The sequence below is a fragment of the Pseudomonas sp. MWU16-30316 genome, from assembly GCF_020515645.1.
GTDB lineage: Bacteria > Pseudomonadota > Gammaproteobacteria > Pseudomonadales > Pseudomonadaceae > Aquipseudomonas > Aquipseudomonas cerasi.
This window is the reverse complement of the sequence record NZ_JAIZAZ010000002.1, coordinates 291,685-306,061: the sequence shown is the minus strand read 5'-3', so window position 1 is coordinate 306,061 and position 14,377 is coordinate 291,685. Positions and strand designations below refer to the sequence as shown.

Here is a 14,377-nt window from a genome sequence, read left to right as displayed (position 1 = left end):
CGTTTTTTCGGTTACCGCTGACGCATCGGATTACGATGCGGCGTGGGCTGCACGTGCTGCGTCACGCAGTGCTTTTACTTTGTCGTGGTTGGCCAGAACGCCAGCCTGCTGCTTTTCAATCAGCGCGATAACGTTAGGCGAAACGTTCTTGGCACGGGCTTTTTCCAGCGCTTCGCGGTAAGCCTTCTTGGCAACGTCTTCGCCTTTTTCAACTTCTTCCAGCACGGCCTTGTCGTCGTCGGAAGTAACCATCGACTTCAGGTTGACCCATGCGCGGTGCAGTGCGCCAGATACGCTGGAAGAATCTTCAGGCTTGCCACCCAGTGCGGTCACTTCAGCTTGCAGTTCACGAACGGCTGCAGCGACTTCGGTAGAGCGGTTTGCGAGGAACGATTTCACCTGGGCGCTTTTCGCGTGTTCTGCGCTGGTACGGAAACCTTCTTCACCGTCTTTGCTGGTTTCGATCAGGTCATTCAGGATAGAGATCGTTTCTTTGTTGATATCAGTCATTTGATAATTTCCTAATGGCAGGTTGATACGAAAGTGTTCGATGTATAGGTAATTGCAGACACCGTGCCAGTTTTTGATACGAAAATAACTATTTAAAATCAATGACTTACGAAATTTTCACAATTGGCCGTTCGTGACTTCTGCATGATCTGTCGTTTGGCCTGCATGCAGAATGCACGTATCGTACTGGCTGAAAGAGAAATACAGGCGTATCGCGGATGAATCCGGAAAAACTCAAGCTGCTGGTGACACAGGAAATGCCGTTCGGCAAATACAAGGGTCGGTTGATCGCTGATTTACCGGGGCATTATCTGAACTGGTTCGCCCGGGAAGGCTTTCCCAAAGGAGAGTTGGGAGGTCTGTTGGCGCTGATGCAGGAAATCGATCACAACGGCCTTGGCGCGCTATTGGACCCGTTGCGCACACGTCCACGCCAGTCGTTCAAGGACAAGGGATAAACAAAGAGACGGGCCGGAAAAAAAAACGGTGCTCCGGACCAGGGAGCACCGAAAAGCCATACAACCAACAACAACTTCCTTGTCGGAATCAGCAGTAAGGGCTGACTCCGAAATCCTGAAAATCAGTCAAACAGTGCCATTGCCTGCGCAGTCGCTTCCTGGATACGCCCCCAGTCGCCATTCTTGACCCATGCGTTATCGATCATCCAGGTGCCGCCCACGCACATGACGTTGGGCAGGGCCATGTAGCTCTTGAGGTTATGTTCGTTGACACCGCCTGTGGGGCAGAAACGCACCTCGTTGAACGGCCCGCCCAAGGCCTTGATCGCTGCCACGCCACCACTGATCTCAGCCGGGAACAGCTTGAAGCGGCGATAGCCCATGGCATAGCCGATCATGATTTCCGAGGCGCTGCTGACACCCGGCAACAGCGGCAAAGGGCTGTCGACCGCGGCTTGCAGCAGGTCTTGCGTGCTGCCGGGAGTGACGATGAACTGCGAACCGGCCGCTTCAGCGTCAGCCAGCATCTTGCGGTCCAGGATGGTCCCGGCGCCCACACACAGCTCGGGGCGCTGTTCACGCAGGATACGAATGGCGCTCAGACCGAACGCCGAGCGCAGGGTCACCTCCAGTGCAGTCATGCCGCCAGCGGCCAGTGCATCGGCCAGCGGCAGTACGTCCTGGTCACGGGCGATGGTAATCACCGGCAGAATCTTCGCCTTGGCGCAGAGTTCGTCGATCTGGGCAATCTTGTTCGCCATGCTGGTCAGCGACTGATTATTTTCATTCTGTGTCATGGCGACGGTTCCTTTGTTTGTGGGGCTTATCGGGGCTTATGGGCACCAGTAAATCTCGAGAGACGGGTTGAGAAAGGCACGCACCGGCATCTCGGCGAGGTCGTCGCCTGCCAGCGCGGTGCGCAGAGTGTCGAGTTTGGCCTGACCGGACACCGACAGAATCGGTGAACGCGCCGACGCCAGCAGGCGGCGGGTCAGGGTCAGGCGCTGGTGCGGCACGCTCGGTGCGAGCATGGGCAGGCAGCGGCGCTCACCTTGCAGGTCAAGGGCTTCGCTCAGATTCGGGCTGTTGGGGAACAGCGACGCGGTATGCCCATCGTCGCCCATGCCCAGAATCAGTACATCAATGGGTGGCAGCTCGGCCAGTGCCTGATCGGCAGCCTGAGCGGCTTCCTCGACACTGCTCGCCACGCTGTACAGGCCGAGAAACTTCGCCTTCGCCACAGGCCCCTGCAACAAGTGGCGGTGCAACAGGCCGGCATTGCTGTCGGCATGTTCGGTCGGCACGAAGCGCTCGTCCGCCAGACTGATGACGACCTTCGACCACTCCAGCGGCTGTGCCGCCAGACGCTGGAAGAAGGCGACCGGGCTGCGTCCACCGGACACCACCAGCGTCGCCAGACCGTTCTCGCTGATCGCCTGCTTGAGGCGTTCGGCGACAGTTTCAGCCAGTGCATCGGCCAGTTGCTGCGCTGTGTCGAAATCGTGTGCTACCAGCCCTGCTGGCAGCTTGAGGTCACATGTCGCCATACCAGGATCTCCCGTCGCGAGTAATCAGGGCAATGGAGCTCATCGGCCCCCAGGTTCCGGCCGGGTAAGGCTTGGGCGCATCGCCCGCCTTCTTCCAGCCAGCGATCAACTGATCACACCATTGCCAGGCGTACTCGATCTCATCTTTGCGGACAAACAGGTTCTGATTGCCACGCATGACTTCCAGCAACAACCGCTCATAAGCGTCGGGGACACGAGCGCTGCGGTAGGTGTCGGAAAAATTCAGTTGCAAGGGACCGCTGCGCAGCTGCATGCCCTTGTCCAGGCCCTGATCCTTGGTCATCACCTGCAAGGAAATGCCTTCGTCAGGCTGCAGGCGGATGATCAGGCGGTTGCTGATCTGCAAACGCTGTTCAGGCGCGAAGATGTAGTGCGGCGGTTCTTTGAAATGGATCACGATCTGCGACAGCTTCTGCGGCATGCGTTTGCCTGTGCGCAGATAGAACGGCGTACCCGACCAGCGCCAGTTGCGGATATCGGCACGCAACGCGACGAAAGTTTCGGTATCGCTCTGGGTATTGGAGTTTTCTTCCTCCAGATAGCCGGGCACCGCCTTGCCTTCGCTGTAGCCGGAGGTGTACTGGCCGCGCACCACCTGGGTGGCCAGACGCTCAGGGGTAAACGGGGCCAGTGCCTTGAGCACCTTGACCTTCTCGTCCCGGATACTGTCGGCGGACAGGTCGCTTGGCGGGTCCATGGCAATCAGGCAGAGCAGCTGCAGCAGGTGGTTCTGGATCATGTCACGCAGCTGGCCAGCCTGATCGAAGTAGCCCCAACGGCCCTCGATGCCGACCTTCTCGGCCACCGTGATCTCCACGTGCGAAATATGGTTCTGGTTCCACTGGGTTTCGAACAGGCTGTTGGCGAAGCGCAGAGCGATGAGGTTCTGTACCGTGTCCTTGCCCAGATAGTGGTCGATACGATAAACGCGGTTTTCCGGGAAAAACTGCGCAACAGCGTCATTGACCCGGCGCGAAGAGGCCAGGTCGTGACCGATGGGTTTTTCCAGCACGGCACGCGTGCGCTCAGCGAGGTTGACCGACGCAAGGTTCTCGCAGATGGCACCGTAGACCGAGGCGGGTGTGGCGAAATAGGCGATCAGGGTTTCGGCATTGCCGACGCGCTCGGCGAGTGCGACGTAATCCTCGGCCTTGAGAAAGTCGACATGCAGGTAGCTGAGGCGCGCCAGAAAGCGGCCCAGGTTGTCCGGCTCCAGTTCCGTCTCGGGAATGAAGCGACGCATGGATTTTTCGATGTACGCCAGATGCGACTCTTCGTCACCCGGTTCACGCGCCAGGGCAAGAATTTTTGTGTCTTCATGCAGCAGTCCAGCGCGATCAAGCTGATAAAGAGCCGGGAACAGCTTGCGTACCGCCAGGTCCCCCAAGGCACCAAACAGGGCAAATGTGCACGGTTCAACCGTAATCAAGGGCATAATGTTGGTTCTTTTATCAAGTTAGGCTACAAATACCTTTTTTAAAGGCGTTACTCAAGGCCATATGTAGTAATAACCACAACATTCTGCCTGAAAGCATATTCCAGTGGTGATCAACACAGGCCCTCAGTACGATAGGCCACCTTTGCTACAGGCTAAAGGGCTAATAAAAGCCCAAGGCAAAACCGTTGGTAAATCAGCCCCGACAAGGACTTTGAATGGACCGCGTAAGAAACCTCCTGGAGCAAATCCAGGGTCGACTCGACGAGCTGAACAAGGCCGAACGCAAAGTGGCCGAGGTCATCCTGCTCAATCCGCAGATGGCAACGCGGCTGAGCATTGCAGCGCTTGCCCAGGCCGCCAAGGTCAGCGAGCCGACGGTCAATCGCTTCTGCCGTTCGTTCAGTGTCAGCGGCTATCCGGAATTGAAGCTGCAACTGGCCCAGAGCCTGGCCAGCGGCGCGGCTTATGTCAGCCGTGCGGTGGAAGCGGATGATAATCCGGAGGCCTATACCCAGAAGATTTTCGGCAGTGCCATCGCGTCACTGGACAGCGCCTGCCAGCAGTTGGACCCGGCCTTGATCAGCAAGTCTGTGGACATGCTCATCCAGGCGCGGCAGATCCATTTTTTCGGGCTGGGTGCCTCGGCGCCGGTGGCTCTGGATGCGCAGCATAAATTCTTCCGCTTCAATCTGGCGGTGACGGCGCATGCCGATGTGCTGATGCAGCGGATGATTGCGTCAGTGGCGCATACCGGCGAGTTGTTCGTGATCATTTCGTATACGGGCCGTACTCGTGAGTTGGTGGAAGTGGCGCGTATCGCGCGGGCCAATGGCGCGTCGGTGCTGGGGCTGACTGCAGCCGGTTCGCCGCTGGCTCAGGCCAGTACGGTGAGTCTGAATATTCCTCTGCCGGAAGACACGGATATTTATATGCCGATGACGTCGCGGATCATTCAGTTGACTGTGCTCGATGTGTTGGCCACGGGTATGACGTTGCGTCGCGGTGTCGACTTTCAGCCGCATTTGCGCAAGATCAAGGAAAGCCTGAATGACAGCCGTTATCCGATCGAGGATCAGGGCTGACTGGGTGTCGTTGACTATCGTTCCAACGCTCCGCGTAGGAATGCCTTTCGTGACGCTCTGCGTCACACAGCGGTTCTGTGATCCTCAGGTGGATCCTTGCTGAGCGCGAGTGGAGACGACGCAACTCACCCTGCCAAGCTGGCTTGCAGTTTGAGCTGCACCTGCTCTCCGGGCCGCAGGCTGAAGGTGTCGCCGGAGCCTGAGGCGGCTTCGACACGGACGAAGCCTGTGGTTTCGCTGCCGCATACGCCGAGAAGCGGTCTGCTGCCGGGGTGCCAGACGACGGTGTTGGTGCTGTCGCCGGTGTCGATGTTAAGCCTGCGCTGCCAGATCGGGTCCTGGAGCTGTAGGGCGCCGGCGTGTTCGAATACGCGCTGGCAGGCGCCTGCCACGCGCAGTTCGCCGTGTTGCTGACACGCCTGTCGGCTGAGTTCGTCATAGCCCTGTGCACCGTCGAGCCCCTCCAGCGCGACTTCAGCCACATCACCGATCCGCCAGTACGCGTGCAGCGCATGGCTGAAGTGACACGGCTCGCTGTCCTCGTGACGCGTGCTCAGACGCAGTTCCATGCCCTGCCCCAGTTCAGCATGCAGATCGACCTGCCAGTCCCACAGTTGCAAGCGCCAGTGCAGGCTCACGCCTTCTTCGCACTCACTGCTGTCGATCAGCCTCCAGTCCAGCAAACGCCCCCAGCCGTGCGCCGGCCAGCCGCTCTCGCCGGGATGCCGGCCATACCAAGGCCAGCAGACTGGCACGCCTCCACGAATGGCGCCCACCTGTGGCCACTGAGCGGCACACCAGAGCCAGGGTTTCTGGCCCTGCGGCTGAAAATGCAGCAGTTGCGCGCCCTGACGACTGAACACGGCCTGACATTGCGGGTGGTCGATGACTAGCACATCGCGCAGTTGATGGCGCTCCCACTCGAAAGTCGGTCTGGCACGTCGGGATCGGAAGAAGCGCTGCAATGGATGTTCAGGCAGTTGCGCGTCGTGAGTGGTCATCGCCAATCGCGTCCCTGAAAAATAAAAGGATCAAGCCAAAAAAAACGGGCAGCCAGGCTGCCCGCAAAGCACACACGACCCTTGATCGCGTTACGCGTCAGTCAATAATCAGAACTTCGACTGGATCTTGATGCCCGCTACCAGCGCATCATCAACCTGATCTACGCCACCAGGATGCTTGATGTATTGCAGGTTGGGACGCACGGTCAGCCAGTTGGTGACATGGAAGCCGTAGTAGATTTCAGAGTTGTACTCAGTGCTCTGGACCGGCAGGTAGCCAGGGTTGTCATAGTCATTGATACCGCTGATCTGGTTGGCCAGACGCACGCGATCCTGCACATCGTCGTTGACGTGGATACGGGCAATACCGATACCAATGTCATCTTTCGGACGCGAGTTGAACGGACCTTTGTACGTGAAACCGATCTGCTGGTAGTTGTCGACGAAGTTGGTCGCCTTGTCATGCACGGTGGCGTTGGCAAAAATGCTGAGGCCGCGCGAAGCATCGCCGTCATGCGTGGTCAGTTGTTGCTGAGCCACGACCCACCAGCCATGCTTGCTGCTGTGCGACTTGAACGCTGCGCCAGTCAGCGCTTGCGGCTGACCATTCACGTCTTCATAGACGTCGTTGGCGTTTGGCGTGCTCTTGTAGTAACCGACACGGTACTCACCGGGCAACGAGTTGAAGGATGGAGTCCAGACCAGTTCGACCGGCAGAATCATGCCTTCGGTGCCACTGCCACTGAGCTTGAAGCCGTTGCCTGTTTCCAGGTTGGACGGGTTCTGCTCGTACACACCCACCTGGGCATAGACTTCAGGCGTGATGTTGTACTTGATGCGCAACGCCCATTGGCTGATTGGCCAGTTGTACCAGGTGCTTACGTAGTTACCGACCTGCGAGCCGCAGAATGACAGGTTCTGGAAGTCGCACGGGAAGCTGTTGAAGTCTTCGCCCGGACCGAAACGGCCGGCCTTGACGTCCAGCGCGCCGTCGAAGTACTTCTGCTTGATCCACATCTGCGTCAGACGCCAGGTCTGACCACGGCCCCAGACTTCCTGGGAGGAGCTGAGTGTACCGGCGCGAGGATCGCCGATACGGTCATTGGAGATGTTGCGACCGCTACGTTCGGTGATTGCCAGCTTGAACTCTGCGTCCTGCCAGCCGAGAACTTTCTGCAAATCGACTTTCATGCCCAGCGCGAACTGGTCGCTGTAACGACCGGTGGTGTCGTCGTTGTAGCCGCCCTTCAGGTTGCTGGCCATCTCGGAAACGTATTCCAGCGAGAAGTCATAACCCTTGTCCAGCAACTCGGTGCGCTTGCCACCCCAGTCACCCGTCATCCAGGGTGAATCTGCGGCAAACGGCTCGGCGGCGTGAACGCTGCCTGCCAGACCCATCACACCCAACGCCGACAGCTTGCATACCAACTGGAGCCGGGAAAGCGATTTACCTTTGTTGATCTTCTTCATCCCATCAATCCTCGTTTTATTGTTATTAGCTTTGGTAGACGTGTTACTTCATTCACTGCCCTGTGTTCGCTGGTCGGCCGTGCGTTTTGGCAGCAGACGGCCAGCCAGCGATGCTCGTTGCTGAATCAATTTATCACTTGCGGCTCGACCGGTGACACATTGTTTTCCCGTTCAGCCGCCAGTCGTGCTCCCAGCACCCCAAGACGCTCGCCGCTCTGGGCATCGAAAATCAGCACCCTGGCAGGATCGAATTGCAGGGTAAGGCTCTCGCCCACCTGCGGTGCGACATCCGGGGCGAGGCGACAGCAAACCTTGCTCTGGTTGAGCGTAACGAACACCAGCGTATCCGGACCGGTCGGCTCGGTCACCTGGACCTCGGCACGAATGGTCGGCAGCCCGGTCGATTCAGCGCCGGCCAGCATAATCTGTTCGGGGCGAATACCAAGAATGATTTCTCGATCTTCAAGGCCTGCATCGGACACGCCCACCGGCAGCTCGCAACGGGCCTGACCACTGTCGAGCGCAGCGATCAACTGGCCATCCTTGCGTTGCAGGCGCAGCGGGATAAAGTTCATCGGCGGCGAACCGATGAAACTGGCGACGAACAGGTTGGCCGGATCGGTGTAGATCTGCTTGGGCGTGCCGAACTGCTGGACGATACCGTCCTTCATCACCGCCACCTTGTCACCCAGCGTCATGGCCTCGATCTGATCGTGGGTCACATAAACAGTGGTGGTTTTGAGGCGTTGATGCATCAACTTCATTTCGGTGCGCATCTCGACGCGCAACTTGGCGTCGAGGTTGGAGAGTGGCTCGTCGAACAGGTAGATCTTCGGTCGACGCGCCAAGGCACGGCCCATCGCGACACGCTGCTGCTGACCACCGGACATCTGGCCCGGCTTACGATTGAGCAAGTGCTCAATCTGCAACAGTTTGGCAACGCGCGCCACTTCAGCGTCGATGTCGGCTTGCGGCATCTTGCGGATCTTCAGCCCGAACGCGATGTTTTCACGCACGCTCATGGTCGGATACAGGGCGTAGGACTGAAAGACCATGGCAATGTCGCGGTCCTTGGGGCTGGTGCCGCTGACGTCTTGGCCGTCGATCAGGATCTCACCGCCACTGATGCTTTCCAGACCGGCAATGCAGTTCATCAGCGTGGATTTACCACAGCCCGATGGACCGACCAGAATCAGGAACTCGCCATCCTTGATCGACAGGTCGATGTTCTTGAGGGTGTCCGGCAGATTGCTGCCGTAGGTCTTGTTGACGTTGCGTAATTCGAGAGTCGCCATGATTACCCCTTGACCGCGCCGGCCGTAAGCCCACGCAGGAAATACTTGCCAGCCAGTACGTAGACCAGCAGTGTCGGCAGGCCGGCAATCATCGCCGCCGCCATGTCAACGTTGTATTCCTTGGCACCTGTGCTGGTGTTGACCAGATTGTTCAGAGCCACAGTGATCGGCTGAGAATCGCCGCTGGAGAACACAACGCCGAACAGGAAATCGTTCCAGATCTGGGTGAACTGCCAGATCAGGCAAACCATCACGATAGGCGTGGACATCGGTAGAATGATGCGCCCGAAGATGGTGAAGAAACCGGCACCATCCAACCGTGCAGCCTTGACCAGCGCATCGGGAATGCTGACGTAGTAGTTACGGAAGAATAGCGTGGTAAATGCCAGCCCGTAGACCACGTGAACAAACACCAGCCCGGTGGTCGTGTTGGCCAGCCCCATCTTGCCCAGTGTGAAGGATGCCGGCAGCAGGACGGTCTGAAACGGCAGAAAGCAACCGAACAGCAACAGACCGAAGAACAGCTGCGAGCCCTTGAAGCGCCACATCGACAGCACATAGCCATTGAGCGCGCCGATTGCGGTGGAGATGATCACGGCCGGAACAGTGATTTTTATCGAGTTCCAGAAATAACCATCGACCAGGTCCCAGGCTTTTATCCAGCCGATTGCAGTCACTACGCTTGGCCAGCTCAACAGGTTGCCGGTGCCGATGTCTTCGGGTGTCTTGAAGCTGGTGAACAGCATCACCACCAACGGCACCAGATAAATCAGACAGGCCAGCATCAGCACGGCGTAAATCAGAACACGACTGAAGCTGATGCCCGGTTTGCCAACATGACTAGTCATGGCGTTTGGTCCTCAGCTCGGAATACAGATACGGCACCAGAATCGCCAGGATCGCGCCGAGCATCAGAATCGCACTGGCAGAACCCATGCCCATCTGGCCGCGGCTAAAGGTGAACGAATACATGAACATCGCCGGCAGGTCGGATGAGTAACCGGGGCCACCGGCGGTCATCGCGGCTACCAGGTCGAAACTCTTGATCGCAATGTGCGCGAGAATCATCACGGCACTGAAGAACACCGGACGCAGGCTTGGCAGCACGACGCGCCAGTAGATCATCGGCAAACTCGCGCCATCCATCTGGGCCGCGCGAATGATCGACTGATCGACGCCACGCAGACCTGCCAGAAACAACGCCATGACGAAGCCGGAGGACTGCCATACTGCGGCGATGACCAGGCAGTACACCACGCGGTCCTGGTCAATCAGCCAGTCGAAACGGAAACCTTCCCAGCCCCAGTCGCGCAACATCTTGTCCAGGCCCAGGCCTGGGTTGAGCAGCCACTTCCAGGCAGTACCGGTGACGATCATCGACAGCGCCATCGGGTACAGGTAGATAGTACGAATCATGCCCTCGCGACGAATCCGCTGGTCCAGCAGGACGGCCAGCAGGACCCCGATCACCAGGCTGATTGCAATGAACATCCCGCCAAAGACCGCAAGGTTCTTGCTTGCCACCCACCAGCGATCGTTGTCCATGAGACGCGCGTATTGCGCCAGACCGACCCATTTATAGGAAGGCAGGAACGTCGAGTTGGTGAACGACAGTGCGAATGTCCAGAGGATATAGCCATAGAAACCCACCAGCACGATGAACATGCTGGGGGCCAGCACCAGTTTTGGTAGCCAGCGTTGCAGCGCATCCATTGGCGAGGCTTTGCTGTTCGCAGCGACAGAGCTCATCGGGAGTATCCCATGCGGTGTATCGAATCCAGGCCGCAGCCGCAGGTGAAATCAACCAGGGATTTCAACACTGCGGACGACGGTTAAAGGCGGTTCAGAACGAATTACTTGGCAGACTTGATGGCAGCGCCCAGCTTTTTGGCTGTTTCGGCCGGATCAGCTTTCGGGTCATTGATGTAGTTGGTCACCACATCGAAGAACGCGCCCTGCACTGCCAGCGTAGTTGCCATGTTGTGCGCCATGCTTGGCTGCAGACCACCGGTTTTCGAATCAGCCAGGAAGTCCTTCGCAGCGGTTTGCGCACACGAGTCGAAACCGTATTTGCTCATGTCGGACAGCATGTCTTCACGAACCGGGATCGAACCCTTGTTGATGCTGAAGACCTTCTGGAAGTCCTCGCCCATGGCGACCTTGGCCAGATCCTGCTGTGCGGCAGTCGTGCCCTTGTCTTTCTGCTTGAACACCGCCAGCGAGTCGATGTTGTAGGTAAAGGCTTTTTCGGTGCCCGGGAAGGCTACGCACTGGTAATCCTTGCCAGCGACCTTTTTGGCTGCGGTCCATTCACTCTTGGCCCAGTCGCCCATGATCTGCATGCCGGCCTTGCCATTGATGACCTTGCCAGCTTCCAGGTTCCAATCCTGGCCCTTGCCATCGGCATCCATGTAGGTCGCGACTTTCTTGAGTTCGGTGAGCGACTTGACCATTTCTGGGCCGGTCAACGCGCCGTTGTCCAGATCGACCAGAGCTTTCTTGTAGCCGTCAGCCCCCATTACCGAGAGCACGACAGCTTCAAAGACGGTGCTGTCCTGCCAAGGCTGGCCACCGTGGGCGAGCGGGATGAAGCCGGCTTTTTTCAGCTTGTCGCCTGCCGCGTAAAACTCTTCGAGCGTTGTAGGCGCCTTGTCGATACCGGCTTTCTTGAAGACTTCAGGGTTGATCCACAGCCAGTTGACGCGGTGAATGTTCACCGGTACTGCTACGTAATCACCGTCGTACTTCACGGTGTCGGAGACTTTCTTGTCCAGCAGGGAGTCCCACTTCTCGGACTTGGCGACCTCTTTCAGCGCATCGGTATCGAGCAGGCCGGTAGAGGCCCATTCCTGAATATCCGGGCCTTTGATCTGGGCCACACCGGGAGGATTTCCGGCAACCGCACGGCTCTTGAGCACGGTCATGGCCGTGGAGCCGCCGCCGCCTGCAACGGCGCCGTCCTTCCAGGTAAAGCCGTCCTTTTCAACCTGAGCTTTCAGAACATCGACTGCAGCCTTTTCGCCACCCGACGTCCACCAGTGCACGACTTCTACGGTGCCTTTGGATTCAGCGGCATTAGCGCTCAGAGGGAACAACGAAGCGAGAGAGATGACAACAGCGAGACGTGACATGGAATTCATCGAATTGACCTTTCTTGTTGTTATGCATGAGCAAGTCTGGTGCTTGCGCTTCGTGGGAGTCTAACCAAGCCTGACGCGCCGACAGTAACGAAGGGACGCGTGATTGTCACAGGATGGTGACAATTGAAATCCCGGTGCAATCGCTAGCCAAAAGCCACTGTGCAGCGCGTCATTCCACAGTTCTCGGCAGGTACAACGTTACCCGCAACCCTCCGTCACGCAGGTTCTGCAGGCTGACTTCGCCGCCATGACTGTGGGCAATGTTGCGAGCGATGCCCAGGCCGAGACCGTAGCCCTGCTGCTGATTGCCTGCCAGACGGAAATGCGGTTCGAAAACATGTTCGAGACGCTGCTCGGGAACGCCAGGACCTTCGTCATCGACATGCAGTACGAACGCCTGGGCATTGTCCTCGACTTTCAGATGCGCGCGATCACCGTATTTGAGCGCGTTATCGATCAGGTTGCCGATGCAGCGCTTGAGCGCCAGCGGTTTGCCTGAATAGGCAGCCTGAGCCTCACCCTGCTGCGTGACCCGCCCATTGCCGTCAGCAAGCAGCCAGGGTTCGACCAGACATTCAAGCAGCGCGTTGAGGTCTACCGGCTCGATGTTTTCATGAATATCAGTGTCCTTGACGCACTGCAGCGCGCCTTTGACCAGCAGCTCCAGTTCATCCAGATCACGACTGAATTTGCGTTGCAGTTGCTCATCCTCGAGCAGCTCGACCCGCAAGCGCAAACGGGTGATGGGCGTACGCAAATCATGGGAAATGGCACTGAACAACTGCCCCCGCTCGGTCAGGTAGCGACTGATCCGTGTGCGCATGGCATTGAACGCCCGGCTGACCTCGATGACTTCGCTGCCGCCGCCCTCGACCACAGGTTCGACGTCCGCGCCCAGGGACATGTCCCGTGCGGCCCGCGCCAGACGCTTGAGCGGGCGGCTCTGCCAGTGCACCAGCAAGCCGATGAACAACAGCAGAAATGCGCTGGTCAGGACAATGAACGAGACCTGCTGAAGAGGCAGCTCCTGCTCCTCCAGCGAGGTGTAGGGTTCGGGCAGCAGCGAGGCAATGTAGAACCACTCGCCCGGCGCCATTTCGATTTGCGTGACCAGCACCGGCGGGTTCACCGGCTCGAGTGTCAGCGCGTAATGCGCCCACGAACGCGGCAGCTCGTCGAGCTTCAGGCCGCTGTTGAAGATCCGCAGTTCTTCGGGCCGCGCGAACCATACGGTGATGTCCGGACCATTGCCCAGTCGCTGGCGCAGCACCTCGCCCACCACGTCCAGCACCGCCTGCTTGCGAGGGGTGGGCTGCATGATCTGCATGTCCAGCGGGTGATCGTTGAGTGACACCACGAACCGTGTGCCACCCATACTGCGTAACTGGTCGAGCACCATGGGCCGGTAAGCCAGCGGCAATGAGCGAAAGTAGCTGACACTGGCCGCCATCGAGTACGCCAGACTGCGCGCACTGGTCACCAGGCCTTCCATCTGCGTGGCACGCAACTGTGACAGCCAGATCACGCTGGACAGCGCCTGCGCCAAAAGAACTGCCAGCAAGGTCAGCAGCAACATGCGCCCCAGCAACGAGCGCGGCAGCGGCAGGCCGGTTCTCTTCGTGCCTGCCCCTGTCGGTTTAATAGCCGTTGCCCGCTTGCGAGTTGACGTTTGCGGCCAGCAGGTAACCACTGCCGCGAATGGTGCGGATCAGACGCGGTGACTTGCCGGTGTCGCGCAGACGCTGACGCAGGCGACTGACCGCCATGTCGACAATGCGCTCCAGCGGCATCAACTCACGCCCACGTGTGGCATTGCCGATGGTGTCGCGGTCGAGAATCTGCTGGGGGTTGTCGAGAAACAGTTTGAGCAGTGCGAAGTCGGCGCCGGACAGAATCACCTCTTCGCCGTCATTGTGAAACAGCCGGTGGCTGACCATATCGAGTCGCCACTCATCAAACAGGATCACGTCGCCACCCGGACGCTCCTGACCGAACTGGGCACGTCGCAACAGCGCCTTGATGCGGGCCTGAAGCTCGCGCGGGCTGAACGGCTTGCCAAGGTAATCATCGGCCCCCAGTTCCAGACCGATGACCCGGTCGGCTTCGTCCGAACTGGCGGTCAACATGATGATCGGCACATGCGGCTGACGCGGGTGCTGGCGGATCCAGCGACACAGACTGAAACCGTCTTCATCGGGCAGCATGACGTCAAGGATCAGCAGATCGCTTGGTTCGTCGTTGAACGCTCGACGAAAATCCGCGCCATCGCCCACTGTGCGCACCTGAAAACCGGCGCGGCTCAGGTAGGTGTCCAGCAACTCGCGAATTTCCTGATCGTCATCCACCAACAGGATCGATTTACTGACTGAGCTCAAGTTGAAGCGTCCTTGTCTGGCTGTTAATTTTTGTTGTTAT

14 protein-coding genes are annotated in these 14,377 nt (G+C 58.4%); 2 read left to right on the top strand and 12 right to left on the bottom strand.

From position 1 onward, the window contains the following. Nucleotides 1-30: 30 nt before the first annotated feature. A complete protein-coding gene (locus LCH65_RS08150; protein ID WP_002552329.1) occupies nt 31-510 on the bottom strand; it encodes a PA2169 family four-helix-bundle protein in 480 nt (159 codons plus the stop codon). A gap of 218 nt (nt 511-728) precedes the next feature. On the opposite strand from LCH65_RS08150, the gene LCH65_RS08145 reads away from it, so the two are divergent. Beyond that, nucleotides 729-968 (top strand): DUF3820 family protein, encoded by a 240-nt coding sequence (locus LCH65_RS08145; protein WP_003341842.1) that lies wholly within the window; start codon nt 729-731, stop codon nt 966-968. Between the two features lie 122 nt (nt 969-1,090). Here the strand turns inward: LCH65_RS08145 and LCH65_RS08140 are convergent, their stop codons facing one another. From LCH65_RS08140 to zwf, 3 genes are read right to left on the bottom strand one after another with little or no spacing between them, the layout of a single operon-like run. Next, entirely contained in the window at nt 1,091-1,765 is a 675-nt protein-coding gene (locus LCH65_RS08140) for a bifunctional 4-hydroxy-2-oxoglutarate aldolase/2-dehydro-3-deoxy-phosphogluconate aldolase (RefSeq protein ID WP_003433587.1), read from the bottom strand. Nucleotides 1,766-1,801: 36 nt separating this feature from the next. After that, the gene (gene pgl / locus LCH65_RS08135) at nt 1,802-2,515 is read right to left on the bottom strand and encodes a 6-phosphogluconolactonase (RefSeq protein WP_003365295.1); all 714 of its coding nucleotides are present in this window, start codon (nt 2,513-2,515) and stop codon (nt 1,802-1,804) included. Then, nucleotides 2,502-3,971: a glucose-6-phosphate dehydrogenase gene (zwf, locus tag LCH65_RS08130; RefSeq protein WP_003408964.1), complete on the bottom strand. Its 1,470-nt coding sequence runs from the start codon at nt 3,969-3,971 to the stop codon at nt 2,502-2,504. The genes pgl and zwf overlap by 14 nt, the downstream gene beginning before the upstream one ends. Before the next feature lie 218 nt (nt 3,972-4,189). Here zwf and LCH65_RS08125 point away from each other — a divergent pair, with 218 nt between their 5' ends. Further along, on the top strand, nt 4,190-5,056 hold the full coding sequence (locus LCH65_RS08125) for a MurR/RpiR family transcriptional regulator (protein ID WP_002552324.1): 867 nt from the start codon (nt 4,190-4,192) through the stop codon (nt 5,054-5,056). A 125-nt stretch (nt 5,057-5,181) separates the two neighbouring features. On the opposite strand, the gene LCH65_RS08120 is transcribed toward LCH65_RS08125, so the two are convergent. The 8 genes from LCH65_RS08120 to LCH65_RS08085 all read right to left on the bottom strand — a co-directional run bounded on the left by LCH65_RS08120 (nt 5,182) and on the right by LCH65_RS08085 (nt 14,337). Then, complete coding sequence (locus LCH65_RS08120; protein WP_058397457.1) at nt 5,182-6,057, bottom strand: D-hexose-6-phosphate mutarotase; 876 nt, start codon at nt 6,055-6,057, stop codon at nt 5,182-5,184. A gap of 108 nt (nt 6,058-6,165) precedes the next feature. Beyond that, nucleotides 6,166-7,527, bottom strand: coding sequence for a carbohydrate porin (locus tag LCH65_RS08115; protein ID WP_003365298.1), 1,362 nt, complete (start codon nt 7,525-7,527; stop codon nt 6,166-6,168). Nucleotides 7,528-7,652: 125 nt separating this feature from the next. Beyond that, nucleotides 7,653-8,822 (bottom strand): ABC transporter ATP-binding protein, encoded by a 1,170-nt coding sequence (locus LCH65_RS08110; protein ID WP_058397458.1) that lies wholly within the window; start codon nt 8,820-8,822, stop codon nt 7,653-7,655. Between the two features lie 2 nt (nt 8,823-8,824). Beyond that, nucleotides 8,825-9,670, bottom strand: a complete 846-nt coding sequence (locus LCH65_RS08105) for a carbohydrate ABC transporter permease (protein WP_003433593.1) — start codon at nt 9,668-9,670, stop codon at nt 8,825-8,827. Further along, nucleotides 9,663-10,571: a sugar ABC transporter permease gene (locus LCH65_RS08100; protein WP_003314048.1), complete on the bottom strand. Its 909-nt coding sequence runs from the start codon at nt 10,569-10,571 to the stop codon at nt 9,663-9,665. The genes LCH65_RS08105 and LCH65_RS08100 overlap by 8 nt, the downstream gene beginning before the upstream one ends. 104 nt (nt 10,572-10,675) lie before the next feature. Further along, on the bottom strand, nt 10,676-11,962 hold the full coding sequence (locus LCH65_RS08095) for an ABC transporter substrate-binding protein (protein WP_003365304.1): 1,287 nt from the start codon (nt 11,960-11,962) through the stop codon (nt 10,676-10,678). A gap of 169 nt (nt 11,963-12,131) precedes the next feature. Continuing rightward, nucleotides 12,132-13,538, bottom strand: a complete 1,407-nt coding sequence (locus LCH65_RS08090; protein WP_058397504.1) for an ATP-binding protein — start codon at nt 13,536-13,538, stop codon at nt 12,132-12,134. Nucleotides 13,539-13,599: 61 nt separating this feature from the next. Then, the gene (locus LCH65_RS08085) at nt 13,600-14,337 is read right to left on the bottom strand and encodes a response regulator transcription factor (protein ID WP_003365308.1); all 738 of its coding nucleotides are present in this window, start codon (nt 14,335-14,337) and stop codon (nt 13,600-13,602) included. Nucleotides 14,338-14,377 lie beyond the last annotated feature (40 nt).